The 25,154-nt window shown below is 73.5% G+C and carries 26 protein-coding genes and 1 pseudogene; 12 read left to right on the top strand and 15 right to left on the bottom strand.

From position 1 onward, the window contains the following. The first annotated feature begins 20 nt into the window (after nucleotides 1-20). The 3 genes from ABD901_RS14130 (at nucleotide 21) to ABD901_RS14120 (ending at nucleotide 4,093) form a co-directional block, all read left to right on the top strand. Nucleotides 21-2,504 (top strand): putative bifunctional diguanylate cyclase/phosphodiesterase, encoded by a 2,484-nt coding sequence (locus tag ABD901_RS14130; RefSeq protein WP_345125977.1) that lies wholly within the window; start codon nucleotides 21-23, stop codon nucleotides 2,502-2,504. A 276-nt stretch (nucleotides 2,505-2,780) separates the two neighbouring features. Next, nucleotides 2,781-3,380, top strand: a complete 600-nt coding sequence (locus ABD901_RS14125; RefSeq protein WP_345125972.1) for a TIGR03086 family metal-binding protein — start codon at nucleotides 2,781-2,783, stop codon at nucleotides 3,378-3,380. A gap of 80 nt (nucleotides 3,381-3,460) precedes the next feature. After that, a complete protein-coding gene (locus tag ABD901_RS14120) occupies nucleotides 3,461-4,093 on the top strand; it encodes a hypothetical protein (RefSeq protein WP_345125969.1) in 633 nt (210 codons plus the stop codon). Here the strand turns inward: ABD901_RS14120 and ABD901_RS14115 are convergent. Genes ABD901_RS14115 through trpB form a run of 3 tightly spaced genes read right to left on the bottom strand, consistent with a single transcriptional unit; the run spans nucleotide 4,084 to nucleotide 6,673 of the window. Next, a complete protein-coding gene (locus tag ABD901_RS14115; RefSeq protein ID WP_345125966.1) occupies nucleotides 4,084-4,815 on the bottom strand; it encodes a GntR family transcriptional regulator in 732 nt (243 codons plus the stop codon). The two genes, ABD901_RS14120 and ABD901_RS14115, sit on opposite strands and share 10 nt — an antisense overlap. Further along, nucleotides 4,812-5,531, bottom strand: a complete 720-nt coding sequence (trpA, locus tag ABD901_RS14110) for a tryptophan synthase subunit alpha (RefSeq protein WP_345125960.1) — start codon at nucleotides 5,529-5,531, stop codon at nucleotides 4,812-4,814. Before trpA ends, ABD901_RS14115 begins: the two co-directional genes overlap by 4 nt. Continuing rightward, a complete protein-coding gene (trpB, locus tag ABD901_RS14105; RefSeq protein WP_345126911.1) occupies nucleotides 5,528-6,673 on the bottom strand; it encodes a tryptophan synthase subunit beta in 1,146 nt (381 codons plus the stop codon). Before trpB ends, trpA begins: the two co-directional genes overlap by 4 nt. Nucleotides 6,674-6,921: 248 nt before the next feature. On the opposite strand from trpB, the gene ABD901_RS14100 reads away from it, so the two are divergent. The 5 genes from ABD901_RS14100 to purE all read left to right on the top strand — a co-directional run bounded on the left by ABD901_RS14100 (nucleotide 6,922) and on the right by purE (nucleotide 12,048). Beyond that, nucleotides 6,922-7,482: a Uma2 family endonuclease gene (locus ABD901_RS14100; protein WP_345125957.1), complete on the top strand. Its 561-nt coding sequence runs from the start codon at nucleotides 6,922-6,924 to the stop codon at nucleotides 7,480-7,482. A gap of 59 nt (nucleotides 7,483-7,541) precedes the next feature. Beyond that, entirely contained in the window at nucleotides 7,542-9,509 is a 1,968-nt protein-coding gene (locus ABD901_RS14095) for a thioredoxin domain-containing protein (RefSeq protein WP_345125953.1), read from the top strand. Nucleotides 9,510-9,627: 118 nt separating this feature from the next. Continuing rightward, on the top strand, nucleotides 9,628-10,176 hold the full coding sequence (locus tag ABD901_RS14090) for a hypothetical protein (RefSeq protein ID WP_345125949.1): 549 nt from the start codon (nucleotides 9,628-9,630) through the stop codon (nucleotides 10,174-10,176). 226 nt (nucleotides 10,177-10,402) lie between these two features. Further along, on the top strand, nucleotides 10,403-11,533 hold the full coding sequence (locus tag ABD901_RS14085) for a 5-(carboxyamino)imidazole ribonucleotide synthase (protein WP_345125947.1): 1,131 nt from the start codon (nucleotides 10,403-10,405) through the stop codon (nucleotides 11,531-11,533). A gap of 17 nt (nucleotides 11,534-11,550) precedes the next feature. Then, nucleotides 11,551-12,048: a 5-(carboxyamino)imidazole ribonucleotide mutase gene (purE, locus tag ABD901_RS14080; RefSeq protein ID WP_380139919.1), complete on the top strand. Its 498-nt coding sequence runs from the start codon at nucleotides 11,551-11,553 to the stop codon at nucleotides 12,046-12,048. Here the strand turns inward: purE and ABD901_RS14075 are convergent. Further along, nucleotides 12,014-13,402 carry a DHA2 family efflux MFS transporter permease subunit gene (locus ABD901_RS14075; protein WP_345125943.1) on the bottom strand — a complete coding sequence of 463 codons (1,389 nt, stop codon included), beginning with the start codon at nucleotides 13,400-13,402 and terminating at the stop codon, nucleotides 12,014-12,016. The two genes, purE and ABD901_RS14075, sit on opposite strands and share 35 nt — an antisense overlap. Before the next feature lie 87 nt (nucleotides 13,403-13,489). Here ABD901_RS14075 and ABD901_RS14070 point away from each other — a divergent pair, with 87 nt between their 5' ends. Continuing rightward, entirely contained in the window at nucleotides 13,490-14,047 is a 558-nt protein-coding gene (locus ABD901_RS14070; protein WP_345126907.1) for a TetR/AcrR family transcriptional regulator, read from the top strand. A 36-nt stretch (nucleotides 14,048-14,083) separates the two neighbouring features. Continuing rightward, entirely contained in the window at nucleotides 14,084-14,635 is a 552-nt protein-coding gene (locus ABD901_RS14065) for a 3'-5' exonuclease (RefSeq protein WP_345125939.1), read from the top strand. Here the strand turns inward: ABD901_RS14065 and ABD901_RS14060 are convergent. Continuing rightward, a complete protein-coding gene (locus tag ABD901_RS14060; protein WP_345125934.1) occupies nucleotides 14,623-15,567 on the bottom strand; it encodes a CU044_5270 family protein in 945 nt (314 codons plus the stop codon). The genes ABD901_RS14065 and ABD901_RS14060 overlap by 13 nt on opposite strands. Further along, a complete protein-coding gene (locus ABD901_RS14055; RefSeq protein WP_345125932.1) occupies nucleotides 15,564-16,118 on the bottom strand; it encodes an RNA polymerase sigma factor in 555 nt (184 codons plus the stop codon). The genes ABD901_RS14060 and ABD901_RS14055 overlap by 4 nt, the downstream gene beginning before the upstream one ends. A gap of 199 nt (nucleotides 16,119-16,317) precedes the next feature. Here ABD901_RS14055 and ABD901_RS14050 point away from each other — a divergent pair, with 199 nt between their 5' ends. Continuing rightward, nucleotides 16,318-17,517: an MFS transporter gene (locus tag ABD901_RS14050; RefSeq protein ID WP_345125928.1), complete on the top strand. Its 1,200-nt coding sequence runs from the start codon at nucleotides 16,318-16,320 to the stop codon at nucleotides 17,515-17,517. 12 nt (nucleotides 17,518-17,529) lie between these two features. Here ABD901_RS14050 and ABD901_RS14045 read toward each other — a convergent pair whose 3' ends face one another. From ABD901_RS14045 to ABD901_RS14015, 7 genes are all read right to left on the bottom strand, one after another. Beyond that, the gene (locus tag ABD901_RS14045) at nucleotides 17,530-17,823 is read right to left on the bottom strand and encodes a hypothetical protein (protein ID WP_345125925.1); all 294 of its coding nucleotides are present in this window, start codon (nucleotides 17,821-17,823) and stop codon (nucleotides 17,530-17,532) included. 93 nt (nucleotides 17,824-17,916) lie between these two features. Then, on the bottom strand, nucleotides 17,917-18,747 hold the full coding sequence (locus ABD901_RS14040) for an SAM-dependent methyltransferase (RefSeq protein WP_345125922.1): 831 nt from the start codon (nucleotides 18,745-18,747) through the stop codon (nucleotides 17,917-17,919). A gap of 111 nt (nucleotides 18,748-18,858) precedes the next feature. Further along, entirely contained in the window at nucleotides 18,859-19,317 is a 459-nt protein-coding gene (locus tag ABD901_RS14035; protein WP_345125918.1) for a hypothetical protein, read from the bottom strand. Then, nucleotides 19,314-19,811, bottom strand: coding sequence for an RNA polymerase sigma factor (locus tag ABD901_RS14030; RefSeq protein WP_345125915.1), 498 nt, complete (start codon nucleotides 19,809-19,811; stop codon nucleotides 19,314-19,316). The genes ABD901_RS14035 and ABD901_RS14030 overlap by 4 nt, the downstream gene beginning before the upstream one ends. 13 nt (nucleotides 19,812-19,824) lie before the next feature. Continuing rightward, nucleotides 19,825-20,244: a hypothetical protein gene (locus ABD901_RS14025; RefSeq protein ID WP_345125911.1), complete on the bottom strand. Its 420-nt coding sequence runs from the start codon at nucleotides 20,242-20,244 to the stop codon at nucleotides 19,825-19,827. 83 nt (nucleotides 20,245-20,327) lie between these two features. Further along, on the bottom strand, nucleotides 20,328-21,416 hold the full coding sequence (locus tag ABD901_RS14020; protein WP_345125908.1) for a sensor histidine kinase: 1,089 nt from the start codon (nucleotides 21,414-21,416) through the stop codon (nucleotides 20,328-20,330). Continuing rightward, complete coding sequence (locus ABD901_RS14015) at nucleotides 21,413-22,072, bottom strand: response regulator transcription factor (protein ID WP_345125905.1); 660 nt, start codon at nucleotides 22,070-22,072, stop codon at nucleotides 21,413-21,415. The genes ABD901_RS14020 and ABD901_RS14015 overlap by 4 nt, the downstream gene beginning before the upstream one ends. A gap of 158 nt (nucleotides 22,073-22,230) precedes the next feature. Here ABD901_RS14015 and ABD901_RS14010 point away from each other — a divergent pair. Then, a pseudogene (locus ABD901_RS14010) lies at nucleotides 22,231-22,938 on the top strand (S1 family peptidase); the annotation flags it as partial. Between the two features lie 130 nt (nucleotides 22,939-23,068). Here the strand turns inward: ABD901_RS14010 and ABD901_RS14005 are convergent. Both ABD901_RS14005 and ABD901_RS14000 read right to left on the bottom strand, forming a co-directional pair. Next, nucleotides 23,069-23,482 carry an organic hydroperoxide resistance protein gene (locus ABD901_RS14005; RefSeq protein WP_345125901.1) on the bottom strand — a complete coding sequence of 138 codons (414 nt, stop codon included), beginning with the start codon at nucleotides 23,480-23,482 and terminating at the stop codon, nucleotides 23,069-23,071. A 256-nt stretch (nucleotides 23,483-23,738) separates the two neighbouring features. Then, nucleotides 23,739-25,016, bottom strand: a complete 1,278-nt coding sequence (locus tag ABD901_RS14000; RefSeq protein ID WP_345125896.1) for a glycosyltransferase — start codon at nucleotides 25,014-25,016, stop codon at nucleotides 23,739-23,741. Nucleotides 25,017-25,154 lie beyond the last annotated feature (138 nt).

Below are 25,154 nucleotides of genomic sequence, written 5' to 3'. Positions count from 1 at the left end.
CCGATCGATTCGGCCGTCCCATGAGACCGCTGTCCTCGCGCCTGGTCGGCGCCGTTGCCCTCGCCGCCCTCCTCTCGGTCGTGGCCGCGCTGGTCGCCGCCTTCCGGCTGCCGGAGGGCTCCGTCGACGCAGCGTTGAATCGGTTCAGCATCTTTGACGTCCCCGCCGTGCCGGCCGCCCTGTTCGCCGGCGCCGTCGTGGCGATGATCTCGCAGCTGGCCCGGCTGCGGGTGCGGGTCGGCGGCGGCCTGGCCCGGCTCGCCTGGGGCGAGGCGGCGGTCGTGCTGCTGTGCGCGAGCCTGCCGCCCGCGGTCGTCCCGCCGATTTCGCTGGTGGGCTTCGGCGCCGCGCACGCCGCCCTGCACGTCCTCGACTCGCGCCACGCCCGCGCCCGGCCCGTGCGCGAGAGCATCTATGGCGTCGCCGCGCTCACGATCTCCGCCGCCCTCGCCGCGCTGGTCGTCGCCGCCGCGTGGGGCGGCGAGGTCCGCGAAGGCCTCGCGCCGCGGCAGGTCGGGGCGCTGTGTGCCGCGGCCGTCGTCTACTACCTGGCCACGGTCGCGTTCCTGGTCGCGCGCCTCGTCGCGGCCGGCGGCGGCACCGTGCGCGGGATCGCCGGCCCGATCCTGGGCGGCAGCCTGCTGATGCTCGTCGGCAACGTCGCGGCCGGCCTCGTCATCGTCTGGGCGTGCTCCACCAGCGGGTTCCTGCTCCTGTTGGTACCGCCGGTGCTCTGGCTGATGCACCAGTTCTACGCCAACCGCCTCGGCGAGGACGAGGAGCGGCGCACCTGGGCCGAGTTCGCCGAGGTCGCCCGCGAGCTCAACCGCCTCGACGAGCGCGACGCCGCGCAGGCCGGCATCGCCGGCGCGATGCGGCTCTTCGGCGTTTCCGCCGCCCGGGTCGTGCTCGCCGGCGGGCGCACCTACGGCGACCTGCCCGACGGCCCGATGACCGCCCGCCCGCTGGCCGTCGGCGCGGTCTCGGTGGGGGAGCTGCAGCTGGCCGGCTCCGAGCCGCACCGCGACCGCGACCGGCTGATGCTCGCCACCTTCGGCGACGCCCTCGCCGCCGCCCTGCACGACGCCGTCACCCACCACGAGCTGCGCACGATGAGCGAGCGGACCACGTACGACGCGGTGCGCGACCCGCTGACCGGCCTGTACAACCGCGCCGCCCTGCTCGGCCGCGGCAACGTGCGCCTCGCCGCGCGCCCGCCCGGCGAGCCGGTGGCTCTGCTGCTGCTCGACGTGAACGACTTCAAAGAGGTCAACAACGCCCTCGGCCACACCGCCGGCGACGAGGTCCTCAAGGTCATCGCCCGCCGCGTCCAGGACGCGGGCAACGACGGCGACCTGCACGCCCGCCTCGGCGGCGACGAGTTCGCGATCCTCGTCACCGACCTCGCCGTCGGCGGCGCCGACCTGGCCCTCGCCGCGGCCGTCGAGCGGGCACGCAAGCTCGGCGCGCAGATCGCCGCCCCGATGCGCATCGACGGCGTGGCGCTGTCCAAGGAGCCGTCCATCGGCGTCGCGGTCGCCGAGGCCGGCTCGGCCGACCTGACCGAGCTGCTGCGGCGGGCGGACATCGCGATGTACCAGGCCAAGGACGGCGGCCAGCCGGTGGCCTGGTACGACCCGTCCCGCGACGACGCCAGCACCGACCGCCTGGCGCTGCTCGCCGAGCTGCGCGAGGCCCTCGCCGCCCAGCCGGGCGAGGACCAGCTCACCCTCGAACTGCAGCCCGCGGTCGCGCTCACCGGCCCGGCCGGCGCGTCCAATTCCGGGGGCCAGATCACCGGCGTCGAGGCCCTGATCCGCTGGCAGCATCCGCGCCGCGGCAAGCTCTCGCCGGCCCAGTTCCTGCCGGCGGTCGAGGGCAGCGAGCTCATCGCCCCGCTGACACACTGGGTCCTCGAGCGCGCGATCGCCTTGGCCTCCGGCTGGCGCCGCGCGGGCCTGGCCGTGCCGGTCGCCGTCAACATCTCCGCGCGCAGCCTGGCCGAGCGCCAGCTCCCGGAGACGATCGGCGACCTGCTCACCCGCCACCGCTTCCCGGCGGAGATGCTGGTCCTGGAGATCACCGAGACCGTCATGCTCTCCAGCTCCCCGGTCGTCGACGAAGTGCTCGCCCGCGTGCGCCGCCTTGGCGTGCAGCTCGCCGTCGACGACTTCGGCACCGGCTACTCGGCCTTCACCGTCCTGACCCGCGTGCCGGTCCAGGAGGTGAAGATCGACCGCGAGTTCGTGGCGCAGATGCTGGACGCCCCGAAGCCCGGCGCGATCGTCCAGGCCACCGTCGACCTGGCCCGCCGCCTGGGCCTGCGCGTGGTCGCCGAGGGCGTGGAGAACCCGGAGCAGCGGGCGCGCCTGGCCGAGCTGGGGTGCACGGCGGCGCAGGGCTTCCTGTTCTACCCGCCGTTGCCCCCGGACGGGTTGCTCGCGGTACTGCGCGAGCGCCGCCAGCTCCAGCGCCGGCACTTGCGCGCCGAAGGGGCGGTCTAGCTTTTCGGTCGGATATATCCAGACGCTGGCGCGTCCGGATATATCCGATATTTCATGTTATTGCGTGTGCTGGCGTCGGCCCTGCTAAATGCTGATATGTCCGATAAGTCGTGGCGCGAAGCGCCTGACTTATCGATTCCGGGGCCGCGCGCCTGCGAGTTCCGGGGCCGCGCGCCTCCGAGTTCGGGAATCGTTCGTGTCAGCCTATTGGAACAGAGCATTCCGTTCTGATAGAGTGGAGGCACAAGGGCACGGCGAGCTAGGGAGTCGAGAGTCATGAACGAGCAGCTGACGAGCACCTGGGCGATCCTGGACGAGGCGCACCACGCCCTGCGGACCGTCGTCGCGGGCGTCGGGGACGGCGACTGGGAGCGGCCCACCCCGTGCGCGCAGTGGAACGTGACCCAGGTGCTCCAGCACGCGGCCGGCGACCAGCTCGGGTTCGCCGCGTCGATCACCGGGGCCGGGTGGCCGGCGTACGACCCGTTCGCGCCCGACGGGCACCTCGGCGGGCAGGGCCCGGCCGAGTTCGCCGAGGCGACCATGCGCGCCTCCGCCGCGGCCTGGGCGACGATCCCGCGGGACGCCACCGACGCGCCCACGCCGCTGCCGCAGGGGCGCATGGCCGGGTGGCTCGGCGCCGGCGCGTGCGCGCTCGACGCCGCCGTGCACGCCTGGGACATCGCGGTCGCGACCGGGCAGCCCTCGCCGCTCACGCCGCCGCTCTCGCGGGACCTGCTGACCGTGGCCCGCGAGCTGGTGGAGCCGCTGCGCCAGTGGGGCGCCTACGCGGCGATCGTGCCGGGCGAGGACGGGGACGGCGACGTGGCGGCGCTGCTGCGGTACCTCGGCCGCAACCCCGAGTGGACCGCCTGAGCGACGGGCGCGAAAAAGCGCGGTGACACACCGGCGGCGTGCGCGAGCGCGGCCGTCGGTGTGGCTTAGCGTCACCAAATGTGAGCAGACGGGGGTTTGCGAGCGTTGTCGGCTGCGCGGTGGCCGCGGTCGGGGCGTTTGTGGCGCTGGATCACTTCGGGGGCAGTGAGCGCTTCGCCGATCTGCCCGGCGGCGCCGACGTGCGACTGGTCGGGCACTTCACGCCGCCGCAGATCGAAAAGCTCGCCGCGCTGCCGGAGGCGGCCGCGGTGGAGTGCGACGACACGCTGTACGACGTCGAGATCACCACCCTGCGAATGTCGCTGAGCCAGTCGACGGTCCTGACCGCGCTGCGCAGCCCGGGGCTGCAGCGCGCGGCGCTCGTGCAGGGGCGCGACCCGGGCGGCGACGGGGAGCTGCTCGCCGTCGACGGGCGCGGCCTGCGCCTCGGCGAGCGGGTCACCTTGACCCGCGGGCCGAGCGGGCTGGCCGCCACGGTGGTCGGGGTCGTCGCCCGGCCGTCCGGGCAGCCCGATGCGGTCGCGCTGCTGCCGGCGGGCGCCGTAGCGAAGCTCGAGAACGCGCCCTGCGGCGAGCTCGCCGTCCAGCTTCGCCGCCCGAGCGCGGCCACGGCGTTCCAGCGCGGTGCGAAGGGCGTCCTCGGCGGCGACCCGGCCGTCACCTACGACGAGTCATTGCGCGGTCACGTCTGAGTGCCCGACCAGGTCATCGACAGGCCGGTAGCGGCCCGCTCGGCCCGGATCTCCATGGCATCGCCGAGGATCACCGCGCGGTCGTCGACCACCGCGGCGCCGTCCAGCGCGAAGGTCGTCCGCTCGCTCACGAACACGGGCGTTCCGGCGGGCTCGTGCAGGTGCACCTTGGAAGACGCCTCGAGCAAAGCGGGCCGGATGGTCTCGGCGGCGCGCGCCACCGCCACGCCGATGTCCGCGAGCGCGGCGTAGAGGGCGACCGCGGCGAAGTCGACGCCGAGGAGGCGCTCGGCGTGCGGGGCGGGAACCCACGACGTCTGGTGTACCGAGGGACGCCCCGCAAACTCCCGCACGCGCTCGAGCCGAAGCGAGCCGGCGCCAAACCTCGGCGACGCGGCGAGCCCGGCCGACACCACGACGGTCCGGACGGCGTGCCCCTGTTCGCGCAGGTCATCGGCGAGGCTTCGCAGGGATCCCAGCCGGTACGCCAGGTGCGGCGGCGACACGAACGTCCCTCGCCCCGCCTGCTGCACGATCAGCCCCTCGTCGCTGAGCTGGCGCAGCGCCTGGCGGAGGGTCATGAGCGTCACGCCGTATGCGCCGCTGAGCTCCCGCTGCGCCGGCAGCGCCGAGCCGGCCGGGTAGTCACCCGCGTGGATCTTCGCGGCCAGGTCGGCGGCGATGGCGCGGTAGCGGGGCTCGCCGTCGCGGACCAAGGTCACCCTCCTGACATCGCCGCCTTCAGCTCGCGCACGTACGCGCCGGCCTCGGCCGGCCCGGCCCCGTCGAGCACGCGCCGCATGACGGCGGCGCCGACCACGACGCCGTCGGCGAGGCTCGCCGCCTCGGCCGCCTGCGCGGGCGTGGAGATGCCGAATCCTAACAAGACCGGCAGTTCGGTCCGCGCCTTGAGCCGGGCGGCGAGCCCGGCGGCGGAGGCGGCCAGCTCGTCCCGCTCGCCGGTCGTTCCCATGACCGTCACCGCGTACACGAAGTGCTTGCTCCGCCGCCCGATCTCGGCCAGCCTGGCGTCCGGCGTCGAGGGGGAGGCGAGCAGCGCGAGATCGACGTGTGGCTCCACTTCGGCGCACTCCTCGAGCGGCAGGTCGGGCACGATGACCCCGAGCGCGCCGGCGCGTCTGGCCTTCTGGCCGAATTTCTCCGCACCTTCCCGGATCACGAGGTTGGCGTAGGTGCTGAGCATGAGCGGCGTCGCGATGTCCGAGATATCGGCGACTTCGCGCAAGATCCCATCCAGGGTCGTTCCGCGCGAGAGCGCGACCGACGTCGCCTCCTGAATCGTTGCCCCGTCGAGTGTGGGATCGGAGAACGGCAGCCCAACCTCGATCATGTCCGCCCCCGCGGCGGCGAAGGCACGCACATAGTCGGTCCAGTCCGCGGTGACGCCGGCCGTGATGTACGGCATGAGCAGCTTCACAGCGCCTCCCGCAGCGTCGCCAGGTCCTTGTCGCCGCGCCCCGACAGCGTGACGAGAACGGTCGAGCCCGCCGGCAGGTCCCCGCGCATCACCCAGGCGAGCGCATGCGCCGACTCGAGCGCCGCGATGATCCCTTCGGTGCGCGCGAGGCGCACCGCCGCCTTGACCACTTCGTCGTCGCGGACCGTGACGTACCGCGCCCGCCCGAGATCGCGCAGCTGGACGTGCTCCGGCCCGATCCCCGGGTAGTCCAGCCCCGCCGCGATGGAGTGCGCCTCGACGACCTGCCCGTCGTCGTCCTGCAGGAACATCGAGCGCACTCCGTGCAGCACCCCGAGCCGCCCGCGGCTCGCGCCCGCGCCCCCGTCGGCCTCGACCCCGATGAGCCGTGCCGGCGTGCCGACGAACCCGGCGAACGTCCCCGCCGCGTTGGACCCCCCGCCAACGCACGCCACGACGTAGTCCGGCACGGCGGCCGGCAGTTCGGTGGCGCACTGCCGCCGCGCCTCGTCGCCGATGACGCGCTGGAACTCGCGGACCATCCACGGGTACGGCGCGGGCCCGAGCACCGACCCCATGCAGTAGTGCGCTTCGTCCACGACCCCGACCCAGTGCCGCATGGCCTCACTGGTCGCATCCTTGAGCGTCCGCGACCCCGAGCGCACGGGCACGACCTCGGCCCCGAGCATCCGCATCCGGAAGACGTTGAGCTCTTGCCGCTCGATGTCCCGCTCACCCATGAACACGGTGGCCCGCAGCCCGAACAGCGCCGCCGCGGTGGCGGTGGCAACCCCGTGCTGCCCCGCCCCGGTCTCCGCAATGAGCCGCGTCCGCCCCATGCGCTTGGCCAGCAGCGCCTGCCCCAGCACGTTATTGATCTTGTGCGACCCGGTATGCGTCAGGTCCTCGCGCTTGAGCAGCAGGGTGACGCCCAGCTCGGCCGACAGCCGCAACGCCGGCGTGAGCGGCGTGGGCCGCCCCGCATAGGTGGCGAGCAGCCGGTCGAGTTGCACCCGGAACGCGGGATCGCCCCACGCCTCGCGAAAGGCCTCTTCGATTTCGCGGCAGACCCCGATGAGCGACTCGGGCACGTACCGCCCGCCGTAGTCCCCGAACCGCCCGAGCGCCCCGGGATCCCCCATGAGCTCGGCCCGCGCCACCCCACGCCGCGGCCGAATGAGCACCTCTTCCACGCCAGCCCTCCACAGTTCTAGAACAGTCAACAGTTCTAGAACTGTCCCACGCGCACGACCCGTTGTCGACCCCGATCGGGTGGATCGGAGTTGAGGGCGGCGCTCGCAAGGTCTAGTATGGCCATGTGGCCATACAAAGTCGCTATTCGACCAGACAACGGCGGTGGGAGAGCCACCGCCTCGATAAGATGGTCGCCATGAGCGCAGAGTCCGTCGGCCGGCACATGCCGGCAATCACGACGCTCGATGACCTCACCGCGATGATCGCCGCCGACCAGCACGGCCACCGCTACGAGATCAGCCCCGAGGGGGTTCTGTCGGTCATGCCCCCGCCCGACTACGAGCACGCCGTCATTGCGACTCGCCTCATGGGGTGGCTCATCATGGCAGGCTGGCCCCTCGAACGGATCACCCAGGCCGTTGGCCTTCGCATCCCGGGTTCGGACGGTGGTGTGGGCGGGCGCATCCCCGACCTTGTCGTCTGGGCCAAGGCGCCGGCACAGCCCCGCGCGGTGTGGCTGCCGGTCGACGGGGTGCTGCTCGTGGTCGAGATCATCTCGGCGGGCTCCAAGGCCGCCGACACGCTGACCAAGCGCGTCGAGTATGCCGGCGCCGGCATCGCGCAGTACTGGACCGTGGACCGGGACGCCAGCCAGACGGTCACGATGTACCGGCTCGCCCACGACGGCTACCAGGTCGGCGCTACGATGCCGCTCGGTTGGGTGCTCAACACCGCACCGGCCGAATACCTGGACTGAGTGGAACCACGCCGTCGGTGCCGGGAGCGTGCGGCCGGTCGGCGTGAGAGGGTGGAATTGTGAACCGGCTTGCTGGTGCTACTTCGCCCTATTTGCTGCAGCACAAGGACAACCCCGTCGACTGGTGGCAGTGGTCGCCGGAGGCGTTCGCCGAGGCGCGGCGGCGGGACGTGCCGGTGCTGATCTCCGTCGGGTACGCCGCCTGCCACTGGTGCCATGTCATGGCGCACGAGTCGTTCGAGCACGAAGGGGTCGCGGCGCTCGTCAACGAGCTCACGGTGCCGATCAAGGTGGACCGGGAGGAGCGGCCCGACGTCGATGCGGTGTACATGACCGCCACGCAGGCCATGACCGGGCAGGGCGGGTGGCCGATGACGGTGTTCGCCACGGCCGACGGGCAGCCGTTCTACTGCGGGACCTACTTCCCGCGCGACGCGTTCACGAGCCTGGTCCGGGCCGTCTCCGACGCCTGGCGCGACCAGCGCGAAGCGGTTCTGCGCCAAGGGGCCGCTGTGGTCGACGCCGTCCGCAAGGTCGCGGAGCGTCCTGCGTCCAACCCCATGGACGATTCGGTACTCCAAGCAGCCGCCGCCACCCTCCTCAAAACCTACGACGACCAGCACGGCGGCTTCGGCGGGGCGCCCAAGTTCCCGCCGCACATGGCGCTGCTGTTCCTGCTGCGCCATTACCAGCGCACGCGCGACGAGGCGGTGCTCGAGGCGGTCCGGCACACGTGCGAGCGGATGGCCCGCGGCGGCATGTACGACCAGCTCGCCGGCGGCTTCGCGCGGTACGCCGTCGATGGCACCTGGACCGTGCCGCACTTCGAGAAGATGTTGTACGACAACGCATTGCTGCTGCGGGTGTACACCCACCTCGACCGCGTCGCCGGCAGCGGGACCGGGCGGCGGGTCGCGCACGAGACCGCGGCGTTCCTGGCGGGGGAGCTGCACGACGGGCACGGCTTCATCTCCGCGCTCGACGCCGACGCCGACGGCGAGGAGGGGCTCACCTACGTCTGGACGCCCGCTCAGCTCGACGAGGTGCTCGGCGAGATCGACGGCGCCTGGGCGCGGTACCTGCTGCAGGTGACCCCGGAGGGCACGTTCGAGCACGGCAGCTCCGTGCTGCAGCTGGCCGAGGACCCGATGAACGCGGAGCGCTGGCAGGACATCCGCGCGCGGCTGCTGGCGGCGCGCGCCGGGCGGCCGCAGCCGGCGCGGGACGGCAAGGTGGTGGCGGCCTGGAACGGGCTCGCGATCACCGCGCTGGTGGAGTTCGGCAAGGCGTACGGCGACCGCGACGCGATCGCCCTCGCCGTGCGCACCGCGGAGTTCCTGGCCGGCGTCCACCTGGTCGACGGGCGGCTGCGGCGCGTCTCGCGCGACGGCGTGGTTGGCGAGCCGGCGGGCGTCCTGGAGGACTACGGTGCCGTCGCCGAGGCCTTCTGCGCGGTACACCAGGCCACCGGCGAAGGCCGCTGGCTCGCGCTCGCCAAGCAGCTGCTCGACGTGGCCCTCGAGCGCTTCCGCGACCCCGACAGCGGCGGCTTCTTCGACACCGCCGACGACGCCGAAGCGCTCGTGGCGCGGCCGGCCGACATCACCGACAACGCCACCCCGTCGGGCCTGTCGGCGGTCTCGGCGGCCCTCGTGGCATACTCCGCGCTGACCGCCGACACCGCCTACCGCGAGGCGGCCGAGCGCGCCCTGGCGACCGTCGCGGTCGTGGCGGCGACCCACGGCCGGTTCACCGGCTACGCGTGCGCCACGGGTGAGGCGCTGCTCTCGGGGCCGTACGAGATCGCGATCGCCGCCGCCGACCCCGACGACCCGTTGGTCGCGGCGGCCTGGTGGCACGCGCCGCCTGGCGCCGTCGTGGTCGCGGGCGAGCCGGACCGCCCCGGCGTGCCGCTGCTCGAGGGGCGGCCGCTGCGGGACGGGCGCCCCACGGCGTACGTCTGCCGGGGCTTCGTCTGCGACGCGCCCGTCACGGCGCTGGAGGACCTCGTCGCCAAGCTCGCCTGAGTCCCGCGTTCACCGGAGGCGAACGCGTAGGCCTTGGCGTCTCCGTGCAACGGTGTAATCGTGTAATCAACGTTGCACGAGCATGGGAGTAATAACGATGATGATGCGACGAGGAGATGTGCCATGGGGTCGCGGCGGCGGTCCCCGCAGCGAGCCCCCGCCGGCCGACGACGCCACCGCCTGGATCGGCGGCGCGCTGCCCGAGGCCTGGTTCCAGGGCCCGGCCGAGGTGACCATCGACCGCGACGAGATTCTGATCGTCGGCCGCCTGAGCGAGCCGAACCTGCCCGAGGACGCCACCGAGGCCGACCGCGCCGCGGCGGGCCAGGGCCGGATCGCCGGCTTCCGCGAGACCACCCGCGACCAGCGGATCGGCATCGCGCAGCAGCTCGAGCGGCGGTACCGCCGCAAGGTCTCCTGGGGCGTCCAGGTCGGTGACGTCCGCGAGCTGTTCACCACCCACTCGGCGCCGGTGATGACCCGCCTGCGCCAGTCCGAGCGCCAGGTCCTCGACACCCTGGTCGACTCGGGCGTCGCCCGGTCCCGCTCCGAGGCCCTGGCCTGGTGCGTGGCCCTGGTCGGCCAGCACGCCGACGCCTGGCTGACCGAGCTGCGCGAGGCCATGGAGTCGGTCGACGAGCTCCGCCGTCGCGGCCCGGCGGTGTGACCCATAGTACCCGGTTTCAATTGGCACAATGTATAAATCGGATAAGTCCGGATCGCGAAGCGATCTGGACTTATCTGTATGAACAACACCACTGCGCGAAGCGCGACAAGTAGTGGCCGCGGAGCGGCCATGGGGGGTGCGGGGTGGCGAAGGCCCCCCGCCCGCGCCCGAGCGAAGCGAGCGCCAGGCAAGAAGAAAAACCGCAACCGGATAGGCTGGCCAGCCTATGGACACCCGAACCGGACTTCCCGTCGTCGGCATGGTGGGCGGTGGGCAGCTGGCCCGGATGACTCACCAAGCCGCGATCGCCCTCGGCCAGTCGCTACGCGTGCTCGCCGTCTCGCCCGACGACGGTGCCGCGCTCGTCGCCGCCGACGTGCGGATCGGGCGGCACGACGACCTCGCGGCGCTGCGCGAGTTCGCCAAGGGCTGTGACGTGGTCACGTTCGACCACGAGCACGTGCCCGGCGACATCATCCGCGCGCTCGCGGCCGAGGGGCACACGCTGCTGCCGGGGGCCGACGCCCTGCAGTACGCGCAGAACAAGCGGGCCATGCGCGAGCACCTCGGGTCGCTCGGGTTCCCGATGCCGCGGTGGACCGCCGAGGACGCGCTGGCGTTCGCGGACGAGGTCGGGTGGCCGGTGATCGTGAAGACGGCGACCGGCGGGTACGACGGGCGCGGTGTGTTCGTGGCCGAGTCGCCGGCCGACATCCCCGAGGGCGTCGAGGTTATCGCCGAGGAGCTGGTGCCGCTGCGGCGCGAGCTGGCCGCCGTCGTGGCGCGCTCGCCGCTGGGGCAGGTCGCGGCGTACCCGGTCGTCGAGACCGTCCAGGAGGCCGGCATCTGCGTCGAGGTGCTCGCGCCCGCGCCCGGGCTGGACGAGGAGCTCGCCGTGCGGGCCCAGCGCCTCGCCATCGACATCGCGACGCGGCTCGGCGTGGTCGGCGTGCTCGCGGTCGAGCTGTTCGAGACGACCGACGGGCGGCTGCTCATCAACGAGCTCGCCATGCGCCCGCACAACTCCGCGCACTGGACGATCGAAGGGGCCCGGACCTCGCAGTTCGAGCAGCACCTGCGGGCCGTGCTGGACTACCCGATGGGCGACACCCGGCTCACCGCGCCGGCCGTGGTCATGGTCAACGTGCTGGGCGGCGAGCCCGGCGGGATGTCGATCGACGAGCGGCTGCACCACCTGTTCGCCGAGGAGCCGGGCGCCAAGGTGCACCTGTACGGCAAGCAGGTCCGCCCGGGCCGCAAGATCGGGCACGTGACGGTGCTGGGCGACGACATGGACGACTGCCGCAGGCGCGCCCGCCGGGCCGCCCGCATCCTCGAGGAGGGGTACGAGCATTGATCGACGTCGGCATCATCATGGGCAGTGACTCGGACTGGCCGGTCATGCGGCTGGCCGCCGAGGCGCTGGACGAGTTCGGCGTCGGATACGAGGTGCGCGTGGTGTCGGCGCACCGCACGCCCCACCTCATGCTCGAGTACGCCGGCGAGGCCGTGGCCCGCGGCCTGAAGGTCATCATCGCCGGTGCCGGCGGCGCCGCGCACCTGCCCGGCATGGTCGCCTCGGCGACGCCGTTGCCCGTCATCGGGGTACCGGTGCCGCTGAAGTATCTCGACGGCCTCGACTCGCTCATGTCGATCGTGCAGATGCCGGCCGGCATCCCCGTCGCCACCGTGTCGATCGCCGGGGCGCGCAACGCCGGCCTGCTCGCGGTGCGCATCCTGGCCGCCGCGGACCCGGCCCTGCTGGCCAAGGTCCGCGAGTTCCAGGAGTCGCTGCGGGCGATGGTTGCCGAGAAGGACGCCGCCCTGTCCGCCTCGCTCATCGAGCCGGCAACGGAGCCGTCGGCGCAGTAACCGCCGGGGACGCGGCGGGCGCCCGCGCCGGCAGCAGCAGCGCGGGCGCCACCGCCAGCAGCGTGAACCCGGCAGCCCACCAGAAGCTGTGCCGGAACGCCGCGGCCGAGCCGCCCTGGTGCTGCAGGATCACGGCCAGCACGGCCGCGCCGAACGCGCCGCCGACCTGCTGCGCGATGCGGGTGGCGGAGCTGGCGTGCGGTACCGCCGAGCGCTCCAGCCCCTCGTAGGCCGCCGTCATCACGGCCAGCAGCACGCCGGTGAGCCCGCCGCCGCGCACCACCAGCGCTGCGGCCAGCGCCCACTCCGGCCAGCCGAGCGCGAACGGCACCGTGCCGGCGAGCGTCAGGGCCACCCCGGCGAGCACGACCGCCCGCGGCCCGATCCGGTCGATGAACCGCCCCAGCGCGGGGCGCACGAGGAGGCTGCCGATGCCCTGCGGCACCAGCAGCAGCCCGGCGGTCACGACGCTCGCGCCGCGAACCTGCTGGTAGTACAACGGCAGCAACAGCATGGCCCCGAACAGCGCCAGCCCCGCCAGGAACAGCAGCGCGGACGCCGCGGCGAACGGCCGCGAGCGGAACAGCCGCAGGTCCACGACCGGCACGGCCCGGGTCCGCCGGGTGTGCCAGCCGAACGCGCCGAGCAGCACGACGAACGCCGCCAGCGGCACGAGCACCCGCGCGTCGGCGGCCGTCCCTCGGTTCGCGACCTGCGACAGCCCGTAGATGCCGGCCGCCAGCCCCGGCGAGAGCAGCGCGAGGCCGATCACGTCCAGCCGGTACGCCTCGCCGCGGTCGTCGAGCTCGGCCGGCAGCTTCCACGCCGCCAGCGCCAGCGCGACGACGCAGACGGGCACGTTGACGAGGAACACCCAGCGCCAGCTCGCGTGCCCGACGATGAGCCCGCCGACGACGGGCCCGAAGATCGGCCCGACGAGCGCGGGCAGGCTGATCGTCGCCATGAGCCGCCCCAGCGGCCGCCCGTGCGCGGCCTGCACGAGCAGCGTCTGCATGATCGGGATCATCAGCCCCGCGCCGAAGCCCTGCACGGCGCGGAACGCGACGAGCGCGCCGATGTTCCAGGCCGCCGCGCACAGCGCCGACCCGCCGAGGAACAGCGCGAGCGACACGAGCCACATGCGCCGGCCGCCGAAGCGGGCGACCGACCAGCCGGTGAGCGGGATCGCCGCGGCGAGGGCGAGCAGGTAGGCGGTGACCACCCACTGCACGTCCGCGACCGGCGCGCGCAGCTCGCGCCCGAGCGTGCCGAGGGCGACGTTGACGATCGTGGTGTCGAGTATCGGCGCGATGACGCCGGCGATGAGGATCGCGGCAAGCCTGCCGAGACGCACGGTGTACCTCCTTAGGAGACGTATCGTCTCTTATGGCGGGGACTATAGTCGCTAAGAGACGGGGCGTCTCTACTTGGAGGTGCGGCGATCGCCACGCAACGCCGGCGCGGCCCCGAGCTCGAGGCCGCGCTGCTCGACGCGGTCTGGGACGAGCTCGCCGAGACCGGGTACGCCCGCCTGACCATGGAGGGCGTCGCGGCACGCGCGAACACGGGCAAGCAGGTGTTGTACCGCCGCTGGCCGAGCCGGGCCCACCTCGTCCTCGCCGCCGTGCGCCACCGCTGGTCCTCGATCGTCGACGACCTGCCCGACACCGGATCCCTGCGCGAGGACGTCCTGTCGCTGATGCGCCGGATGGCCGACCGCTTCGAGCGCATGAGCCCGGACCTGGTACACGGCCTGCTCGCGGAGGCCGGCCAGGCCGCACCGGAGATCCGCGAGCGCATGGGCGGCGCCATGGACACCCTGCTGACCCGCGCCGCCGAGAGGGGTGAGGCCGACCCGTCCCGCATCACCCCGCGCGTCGCCACGGTCGCCATCGACCTGCTGCGCCACGAGCTGTTCATCGTCGGCGCCCGCCCGACGGACGAGACGATGGCCACCATCGTCGACGAGGTCTTCCTGCCGCTGGTGCGGAAAACCTGAGGCGAGCCGCAGTGCGGCGGCCTACCCTCGGCGGGCATGGGGGAGCTGCTCAACGTGATCGATGTCGAGGCGACGTGCTGGGCGGGGCAGCCGCCGGCCGGACAGGTCAACGAGATCATCGAGATCGGGGTCTGCGTCGTCGACCTCGAGGCGCGGGAGCGCGTCGCGCGGGACCGGATCATGGTCCGGCCGGCGCGGTCGGCGGTGAGTGCGTTCTGCACCGAGCTGACCGGGATCACGCCCGAGGAGGCGGCCGGCGGGGTGCCGTTCGCCGAGGCGTGCGAGCTGCTGCTGCGCCGGCATCGGTCGGACTCGCGGCCGTGGGCGAGCTGGGGGGACTACGACCGCAAGCAGTTCGAGCGGCAGTGCAATGGGCCGCAGCGGTACCCCTTCGGCTCCGTCCACGTCAACGCCAAGGCGGTGTTCGCGGACGCGCAAGGGGCCCGTCGACAGGGCATGGCCGGCGCCCTGAGGACGGCCGGCCTGCCCCTTGAGGGGCGGCACCACAACGGTGCCGATGACGCGTGGAACATCGGTGCGCTCGTGCTGTACCTCGTCGAGCGCCGGCAGTGGAGCTACGGCGTCTGACCGGCGCGGTCGACGATCGCCACCTTGAGCACCGCCGACGACTCGAAGATGTCGCCCTTGTGCATGCCGTCCTCGTCGCGGACCATCACCGCGCGCGTGCCGAGGAAGGCGTGGCTCGCCTTGTCGAAGATGAGCTCGGTGCGCATGCCCTGCACCTCGGTGATCGCCACCGCGACACCGTGCCGGCCGGCCTCGTCGGTCACGTCGCCGACCACCTCGACGCCCGGGATGCGGGCCACGGCGTCGAAGACCGCGGCCAGCGAGGCGGGCGAGACGTATGCCTCCCGGATCAGGTCGGCGGCCGTGGTGAACGCCTGCTGGTCGCGCGGGTTGCCGCCGGAGCGGTGGTCGTAGAGGTAGTCGAGCATGGCCTTGCTGTCCGTCGGCAGGTTCGCCACGTAGCCCGGCAGCGGCGTGCAGTCGGTGGTCACCGACTGGCCGCCCTTGGTCTGTACCTCCTTGCCGTTGATGCAGCCGGGCAGGGTCAGGCTGCGGTCGTTGGAGCGCACGAGGCCGTCGTGCTCGCCGTCGGCCGACAGCCAGGCGGTGCGGTGCTCCTTCTCGAGGGTGGGCTTCGAGCCGGGGGCGCCGAAGGAGGCGTTGGTGGCGATCGACTCGACGTACACGAACTGGTCCGGCCGCACGGTGATGGCCGGCTGGTGGCGGGCCTCCTCGGCCGCGCCGTGCAGGATCTCCGACGCCGCCGCCGACGCGGCCGGCTTGTGCCCGCCGATGCCGACGACCTGCGCGGCCAGCACCCCGGCGGTGATGACCGCGGCGAGCCCGCCGGCCAGCGCCAGCCGCGGGATGCGCCGCGGCCGCGCGGGCTGGGCGGCCGAGCGCAGCACCCGGTGCCGCAGCCGCGCCGGCGGCTCCTGGCCGGCGGGGTCCAGCGCCTCGCCGAACTGCTGCAGTGCCTGCAAGTCGTTCATCGCTCCACCTCGAGCTCCAGGGCGCCGAGCGCCTCGCGGATCTGACGCCGCGCGCGGTGCAGCCGCGAGCGGACCGTGCCGAGCCGGATGCCCAGCGTCTCGGCGACCTCCTCATAGCTGCAGTCGCCCCAGGCGACGAGCAGCAGCACGTCGCGGTCTCCCCGCGACAGCCGGGCCAGCGCGCCGGCGAGCGGCCGGTTGAGCGCCTGGGCGCTCACCGCGGCGTCCACCCGGTCGGCGAAGCCCGGCACGACGTCGTCGATGCCGGCGCGGGCGAACGCGCGGTACCGCGCGCTCTCCGTGCGATGCCAGCGGGCCAGCTCCCGGGTCAGGATCCCGAAGAGCCACGCCCGCGCGCCCGCGCGGCCCGCGTCGTAGCGGTCCCGGCGGCGAAACGCGGCGAGGAACGTCTCCGCCACCGCGTCCTCGGCCAGCTCCGCCCCCACCCGCCGGTACGCGTACCGGTACAGCTGGCCCGAATATCGGTCGTACAGCACGGCGAACAGCTCCGGATCGCGCAACGCCGTCGCGTCATCGACCCCGGGCTCCATCACCACCACGGTTCCATCTGTCTTCCTCCCGTCCAAGCCCGACTGGTAACACCCATGTCTCTGCGCGAGGGCGGAAAAGAGTTCACGGCGCCCGTTCAGCCTCGTCCGCCGAGCGCTTTCCCGGATCGCGCCGACCGGCCTCGTCCGGCCGGGCGGCGGCTGATTGCAAACCGTACGTACGTCTTGTTAAGGTCGCGACGTGAACCGCACGTCGCGCATTCTCATGTTCGCCACGCTCGTGAACACCTTTGGCAACGGGGCGTACCTGACGACCTCGGCGCTGCTGCTCACCCGCTCGGCGGGGCTCAGCACCGCCGAGGTCGCGGCCGGGATGAGCATCGGCGCGTTCGCCGGGATGGTGCTGAGCACGCCCATGGGGTACGTCGTGGACCGCCTGGGGCCCAAGCGCGTCCAGGTCGTCGCGCTGCTCGCGCTCGCGGCGTGCTTCGTCGGGCTCACCCGGGTCGGGCAGCTGTGGTCGTTCGCGGCGATCGCCTCGGTCATCGCCGTCGGCGAGGCGACCGTCAAGTCGGCCAACGGCGCGCTCATCGCCGCCGCGGTCCCGCCCGGCGAGCGGGTGCGCGCCCGCGCCTACGTGCGGTCGACCAACAACGCCGGCATCGCCCTCGGCGCGCTGGTCGGCGGCATCCCGCTCGCGCTGGACAGCCGGGCCGGCTACCTCGCCGTGCTGCTCGGCAACGCGGTCACGTTCCTCGTCGCGGCGGCCGTGGTCGCCCGGATCCGTGACGTCGCCGCGGTGCCCGCGCCGAAGGACGGGCCCCGGCTGGTGGCGCTGCGCGACCGCCCGTTCATGGCGTTCGCGCTCGTCGACGGCGTGTCCGCGGCGTTGTACAACGAGATGCTGAGCCTGGCGCTGCCGTTGTTCCTCGTGGCGTACACCCACGCCTCCGTCGCCCTCGTCTCGGCCGCCCTGCTGGTCAACACCGTCGGCTGTGTGGCCCTGCAGGTCTGGGCGGCCCGCGGCGCGGAGACGGCCGCGGACGCGATCCCGGTGGCCCGGCGCGGCGCGCTCGTCGTGGCGGCCGCCTGCGCCCTGCTCGCCCTGACCGCGCACCGCCCGTCGTGGCTGGTCGCCGCGCTGGTCCTGCTCGCCGCGGTCGTGCACCTGCTGGGCGAGCTGTGGCTGTCCACGGCCACGGCCGCGGTCGTGTTCGACCTCGCGCCGGAGTGGGCGCAGGGTCAGTACCAGGCGGCGCAGCAGACCGGCCGCCAGATCGGCAACCTCGCCGCGCCGCCGCTGCTCACGGCGCTCGTCGTCGGCCTGGGCGCGCCCGGCTGGCTCGCCGTCGGCGCCGTCTTCGCGGCCGTTGCCTGGGCCGCCCCCGCGCTGGTGCGCCGCGGCCTTCGCCGCTCGGCGCCCGTGCCGGCCCTGACGTAACAGAAAGTTATCTCAACCGATGCGATCGCGAAGCCAGGAGATCAGCGCCGGATACTCGGCGAGCACGCGATCGACGCCCGCACGGTCCTCGGCGTGCAGGCGTTGCTGCTCGGCGACGCAGGCGGACTGCTCGGCGCGCAGCCGCTCCGCCTCGATGTCGTTGTGGGCCGAGACCGCCCGGTTGCGCAGGCGGGTGTAGCACGCGATGGCCTCGTCGATGGCTTCCAGCGCCGCGTTGTACCGCGCGGCGTCGCGCCGGCTCCACTCGTGCGACTCGACCCCGCCGACCGCCGAGAAATCAGACATCGATCCTCCTCTCCGTCCCGTGACGCGGTCACTGTACCGCTACGAGATAGCTGCGAGGGGTCACCGATGACCGAAGTCAGCCGGCGAACATCGTCATTTGCGCGCGATGAGGGCGAACAGCGACGCCTGGTCCGGTGTGGGACGCTCCGCCGGGTCGTCGACCGGCCGCCACTCGGCGACGGGGACCACGCCCGGCGGCAGGATCTCGAGGCCGTCGACGAGCCCCTCGATCGCGTCGCGGCCGCGGAACCACATCTCGACGCCCGAGCGCTGGTTGACCGCGTCGGTCTGCGCCGCGACGTCGGGTGTGAGCAGGTCCTTCGACAGATGGGTCAGCGCGATGTAGCTGCCGGCGGGCACCGCGTCCAGCAGCGGCCCGACGATGGCGCGCGCGTCGGGCGCGAAGTGCAGCACCGAGATCAGCAGGATGGCCACCGGCGCGTCGAGGTCGAGGACCTTGCGCAGCGCCGGGTCGCTCAGCAGGGCCTCGGGCTCGCGCATGTCGGCGTCGAGGTACGCGGTCATGCCGCCGGGCGCGCTGGTGAGCAGCGCGCGGGCGTGGCTGAGCACGATCGGGTCGTTGTCGACGTATACCACCCGCGCACCGGCCCGGATCTCCTGCGCGATCTCGTGCGTGTTGGGCGAGACCGGGATCCCGGTGCCGATGTCGAGGAACTGCCCGACGCCCTGCTCGGCGAGGAACGCGACGGCCCGTTCGAGGAACCGCCGGTTGGCCAGCGCCGCCGTGCGGATGGGCGGGTACACCGCGGCGATCTTGTCACCGGACTCGCGGTCGGCGGCGAAGTTGTCCTTGCCGCCGAGCCAGTAGTTGTACCGCCGCGCCGGATGCGGGACGGAGGTGTCGATGACCGGCGTGGGAGCCGCCTCGGCCCCGTCACTGCCACCGCGCCATGGTGCCGTCATGCCGGAATTCTGCCCGACTCGTGCCCGGACGCGCCACAAGACCGTTTCGGCGCGCCCGAGCACGCTCCGTGTGCGCTGCAACGTGCGGGCGCCGAGGTCGGTTCCGGCCCGTCAACCGAGGCGGCGCTCCAGGCGGTCGAGCGCGCCCCGTGCGGCGCGCCGCACGCCGACCGGCAGGAGCGCGGCGCGGCCGGGGACGCGGATGCCGCCGGTGAACGCCACGCGGGTGCCGCCGCCGGGCTCGGCCGCGGCCGCGATGCCGATGAGCAGGAACCGGCTCTGCAGCCACAGCCAGCCCGGGCGGTGCGTGCCGACGAGACGCGCCCGGAACCCGAAGCGGCTGCGGGCGTCGAGCTCAATGCGTTCGCCGTCGCTCGCGGCGACCCGCACGCGGCGCATGTCGGGCTCGACGAGCCCGAAGCCCTCCTCGAAGTCGGACAGGACCGCCCACACCGCGGCGAGGTCGGCCGCGACGACCCGCTCGGTCACGGCCGCGCCCGACACCCCCGCGGCGAGCGCGCGCAGCCGGGCGACCCGGTCCACCTCGGCGATCGGCCATTGTCCGGTCATGAGGACCACGCCTTCCGGAAACTGGCCCGCGCCCTGGCGAGCCGGGACTTGACGGTGCCCAGCGGGGCGTCGAGGTACGACGCGACGGTTCGCTCGTCGAGGCCCTCGATGTCGCGCAGCACGAGGATCGCGCGGTGCTCCGGCGACAGGCGCCGCAGGACGTCGCGCACGTCGGCGGCCAGCTGCGGGTCGCCGCGGGCCGGCAGCTCGGTCAGGTCGGCGGGCACGCCGGCCCGGTCGCGGCGGGCGATGCGCACTGCCTCCCGGACCGCGATCGCGCGCACCCAGCCGCGTAGGGCCTCCGGCTGCGAGAGCCCGCGCAGCCCGCGGAAGACGGCGATGAGCGTCTCCTGCGCGGCGTCCGCGCCGCTGGACAGCGCGATCGGCCCGCAGATGCGCGCGACGTAGGGCGCGAGCCGGTCCAGCAGCTCCGCCATGGCGAGGGTGTCCCCGCCACGGGCCTGCCGGACCAGCTCGGCGTCGCTGTCGGTCACGCCGGGTTCCTCGTCATGAGCGCGTTCTCCCATTCCGGGCCACGCGATAGGCGGCCAGCGCCAGCAGTGCGCAGGCGGGCAGGTAAATCATGACGTTCAACCACGGGAAGAGCGGCCCGGCATCGCGGCCGCCCACCCCGAACGCCCATGCGATGCGGACCGGCACCTGCACGGCCGCCGCGACGGCCACGACGATCGCGGCGAGGCGCAGCCGCCGCCACAGCGCGCCGGCGGCGACGGCCAGCAGGACCGCGAGCGGGATCAGGACGGGCGCGGTGAACGGCGCCTGCAGGCCGAGCACCGCCAGCGACAGCGCCCGCTCGTCCGGAAACGGCCACGTCGCCCCGGTCAGCCAGTACAGGTGGCAGACGGAGTCGGCGGCGAGCACAACGGCGGCGAACCGCCCGGCGCGCCGCGTGAGTGTGTCGGTCACGGCAATCCCCCTTCATCTCTCACTGCGGAAGAGGGAGCCGTCGCGGCAAAGGTTCCGCCCGTGACGCGGACCACTCAGAGGGCCTACCGGCGCGCCGGAGGGAAGTTCACCTCCACGCGCAGGCCGTCGCGGCCCGTCGAGGACGCCGCGATGGTGCCGTCGTGCGCGCGCGTGATCGAGCGGGCGATCGCCAGGCCCAGGCCGGCGCCGCCGCTGTGGTCGATGCGCGTGGCGGAGCGGCGCCGGAACGGCTCGAACAGAGCGGAGACCTCGTCGGGCGGGACGTCGTCGCCGGTGTTGGCGATGACGAGCGCCGGGTCGTCGCCGACCCGCACGTCGATGGTGCCCTCCGGGCGGTTGTACTTGATCGCGTTCTGCACGAGGTTGGTGATCAGCCGTTCCAGCAGCACCTGCTCGCCGAGCACGACCCGCGGGTGCAGCTGCGTGGTGATGGTGAGGCCGGCCTCGGCGGTGCGCTTGCGGTGTGCGTCGAGCACGGCCCCGGCGATGAGGTCGAGGCGCAGCGGCGACCAGGACATCAGGCCGCGGTCGCTTTCGCTGAGCACGAGCAGGCCCTCGATCAGGCGCTCGTTGCGCTCGTTGGTCTGCAGCAGCTGGGCGGTGAGCAGCGCCAGCTGGTCGGCGGTGAGCGCGTGCGCCATGCTGACCTCGATGAGCGTGCGCTGCACCGCCAGCGGCGTGCGCAGCTCGTGTGAGGCGTCCGCGGCGAAGCGGCGCTGCGCCTCGTAGCCCACGGCGATGCGGTCCATCATCTCGTCGATCGCGCGGCCAACCGTCGAGAGCTCGTCGCGGCCCTTGCCCGGCCGCAGCCGGTACCCGAGGTTCTGCGGCCCGACGTCGGCGATCACCGGGGCCAGGTCGCGCACGGGGCGCAGACACCAGCGGACCGCCGGGATGCAGCAGGCGACCAGTCCGGTCATGACGAACAGCTGCGAGAGCGTGGTCGGGATGCTGGGCCGCTGGAACAGCTGCGCGCAGACGAACGAGGTGTTCTCGTCCGGCGCGCGCTTGGCCGCGAGCGTGCACCAGTCCGGGGCGAGCGAGCGCCACAGCGCGAGCAGGATGTCCGAGGCGAGCGGCACGAGCTGCGCGGCGACGACGAGGACCGCGGCGACGAGCAGGATCCGGCGCGCCGGTGAGCCGGACCTCATGAGCCGAGCCGGTACCCGACGCGCGGCACGGTGTGGATCAGCGGCGGGTCGCCGAGCTTGCGCCGCAGGGTCATGATCGTCACCCGGACCGTGTTGGTGAACGGGTCGGCGTGCTCGTCCCACGCCTGCTCCAGCAGGTCCTCGGCGCTGACCAGCCGGCCCTCGGCGCGCATCAGCACGTGCAGGACGGCGAACTCCTTGGGCGACAGCGCGAGGATGAGCCCGTCGCGCGTCGCGGTGTGCCGCGTGATGTCCAGCACGACACCGTCGCGCTCCAGTATGGGCGGCAGCGCCGGGCTCGAGCGCCGCGACAGCGCCTGCAGCCGCGCCACGAGCTCGGCGAACGCGAACGGCTTGGTCAGGTAGTCGTCGGCGCCGAGGCCCAGGCCCTCGACCCGGTCGCGGATGCCGACCGCGGCGGTCAGCATCAGCACCCGGGTGCTGATCCCCGAGCTGGTGATCATCCGGCAGACGTCGTCGCCGCTGCGCCCGGGCAGGTCCCGGTCGAGGACGGCGACGTCGTAGCGGTTGACGCCGAGGCGCTCCACGGCGCTGTCGCCGTCGTACACGACGTCGACGGCCATGGAGAACCGGCGCAGCCCCTCGGCCAGCGTGTCGGCCATCATCCGCTCGTCCTCGGCCACCAAGACCCGCACGCCGCGTCCTTCCGTTGGAGCCCCTGCTTCCCGCGGCAAGGCTGGTACAGCAGGGATAAAGGTTTCATAAGTGCGCACCTCACGGCCCCCGAACGGCCCGATCCGCAGCATGGTCGGCCGTGGTTACTGTGCACCGTTCCCTGACGAATCTACTCACGATGCTGCTGGTGGCCCTGGCCGTGATCCTCGCGCCGGTCGGCGTGGAGCCGGCCTCGGCGATCGCGCGCGGCGAGGACGCGCCCGACGGCGGCTACCGGTTCTCGGTCCGGCTGACGATGACCGGCATCCCCACCGCCGACCACGGCTCGCGGGACAGCTGGTGCTCGGGCGCGCTGATCGCGCCCCGCTGGGTCGTCACCGCCGGCCACTGCTTCCGCACCGCCGACGACCAGCGGGTGAGCCGGACGGTGGCGCGGCGCACCACCGCCACGGTCGGGCGCACCAACCTCGATGACCAGGGCGGCCACGTGGTCGACGTCGTCGCGGTACACCAGTCGGACTCGGCCGACGTCGCCCTCGCCGAGCTCGCCGCCCCGATCTCCGACATCGCGCCGCTGCGGGTCGGCGACACGCCGCCGAGAACGGGGGAGACGGTGCGCCTGACCGGCTACGGCCAGACCGACGCGGACTCGGCGGCGCCGACCACGCTGCAGACGGGCCGGTTCGTCGTCGGCCGGGTCGGCGACTCGGTCCTCGAGGTCTCCGGCCGCAGCCCGCACCGGGACACCAGCGCCTGCCTGCACGACTCCGGCGGCCCGTACTTCCTGGAGCCCCCGGGCGGCGCCCCCGTGCTGGTCGCCGTGGTCAGCAACGGCCCGACCTGCCCGCACGAGGGCGCCGACGTGAGCGCCCGCACCGACAACCTGGTCGGCTGGATCGCCGACACGACGAGCCCCCGCGCGAACCCGCTCGCCGCCTCGTCGGACCGCCTCGGCGTCACCGTCGGTCTCCTGGTGCTGGTCCTGCTGGCGCTCGCCGTGTTCCTGCTGGTGGGAGCTACTCGATCACCAGGTCGACGGCGACGTTCCCGCGGGTCGCGTTCGAGTAGGGGCACACCTGGTGTGTCGCCTCGACCAGATCGCGAGCGGCCTGCGGCGCAACGTGATCGGGCAGCTCGACGCGCAGCGTGACGTTCAGCTTGTACCCGCCGGCGCCGTTGGGTGCGAGCCCGACCTCGGCGGTCACCGAGGCGTCGGAGACGTCGAGGTTCTGGCGCGGCGCGACGAGCTTCATCGAGGTGGCGAAGCAGGCGGCGTAGCCGGCCGCGAAGAGCTGCTCGGGGTTGGTGCCCGCGCCGTCGCCGCCCATCTCGACCGGCATGGCCAGCTTGACGTCCAGCAGCCCGTCCGAGCTGGCCGCCCGACCGTCGCGCCCGGATGCGGTGGCGATGGCCGTGTAGATGTTCCTCATGCCCGACCTCCCGTGAACTAGACAGACCTATCTGTCTGTCGTCGAGAGCAGACTAGACAGATCTGTCTGTAGCAGTCAACGGTGTTCGCGCGCGGCGACAAGAGGCGCGTCGACTGACGCCGGGCGCGGCGGTCAGGCCCGGTGGAGCAGCTCCTCCACCAGGTCCGCGGCCCGCGGGACGCCGGGCGGGGCGGTCAGGCCCGGTGGAGCAGCTCCTCCACCAGGTCCGCGGCCCGCGGGACGCCGGGCGGGGCGGTCAGGCCCGGTGGAGCAGCTCCTCCACCAGGTCCGCGGCCCGCGGGACGCCGCCCGCGGCCGTCAGGGCCGCTCCCACCTCGGCGGCCCGCTCCCGCATCCGCGGCTCGCCGAGGACCCGGGTGACGGCGGCGCGCACCCGATCCGGCCGGGGCGTGCCCGTGCGCAGGTCGATCCCGGCACCGGACCACGCGACCCGGCGGGCCACCTCGGGCTTGTCGAGCGTCGCGCCGGCCACGACCATCGGCACCCCGGCCGCGAGCGCACCGAGGGTCCCGCCCCAGCCGCCGTTGGAGACGAACACGGAGACGAGCGGCAGTAGCTCGTCGTGCGGCAGGAACGCCGCCGCCCGCGCGTTGTCCGGCAGCGCGCCGAGCACGTCGGTGGCGGCCCCGCCGGTGGTGCAGACGACGAGGACGGGGGCATCGGCCAGGCCCTCGAGCGCGGGCCGGAGCAGGTCGTTCGGGTCGACGTCGAGGGTGCCCTGGGTGACGTGCACGACCGGCCGCCCCTCGGCGCGCGCGGCCGCCAGGTCCGCCCACCACGCGGGCCGCTCGCCCGGCGCGGCGGGCGGCGGGGCGAGCCGCCCGACGTAGTGCACGTGCGCCGGCAGGTCGCTGCGGGGATAGTCGAGCCCGGGAGCGCCCTGTGCCAGGACGAGGTGCGGCGAGTACAGCCCATCGGGACCGGCGACGGCGGCGCGCCCGAGCCCGGCCGCCGCCCGGATCCCCTCGATCCGCGGCTGGATCGCCAGGCGGTTCGCCAGCCGCACCGGCTGCCACAGCAGCGCGTTGCGCCAGCGCGCCGCCCGTCCGGTCGACACCCGCACCGGCACGCCCGGCGGCGGCAGGTCGCGGCTGGCGAGGGTCAACGGGATCACCGCGACGGTCGCCCACGGCACCCCGAGCCGTTCCCCGGCGAGCGCGCCGCCGAACGCCAGCTGGTCGGTCACGATCAGGTCGAACGGTCCCGCTGCGATGATGTCGGCGGCCTGCCCGGCCGCGGTCCCGATGAGCACGTCGGTGAAGTTGGCGAAGTTGGCCTTGATCCCCTTGCCGTCGCCGACCCGCGGAAACGTGTCGGCGAGCCGGGCATCGTCGTAGTCCTGCGCGGCCGTCCACGGCAGCCAGCGCGCGCCGGCCGCTTCGAAGCGCCCGCGGTACTTCGCCCCGGTGTGCCCGGTCACGTCATGCCCGCGCCGCGCCAGCTCGCCGGCGACCGCCGCCATCGGCCCGACATGTCCCCCGAACGGCAGACCGGTCACCAGTATCCGCGCCACGGATATAGAAGCTAGTGCTGTGACCGCAAACGTTGCCCGGGTTGGGCTGGTGTTTGTGGTTCCTCGTCCACGTGTGTGGGCGAGCGACTCTCCACCAGGGGTGGGGCGGGCCGCAGCCGGCCAAGGGACCCGTGTGCC

This window comes from Dactylosporangium darangshiense, assembly GCF_039537565.1.
In the GTDB taxonomy this organism is placed as follows: Bacteria; Actinomycetota; Actinomycetes; order Mycobacteriales; family Micromonosporaceae; genus Dactylosporangium; species Dactylosporangium darangshiense.
Note: the sequence above shows the minus strand (reverse complement) of the source record. Positions and strands in the feature narration are given on the sequence as shown.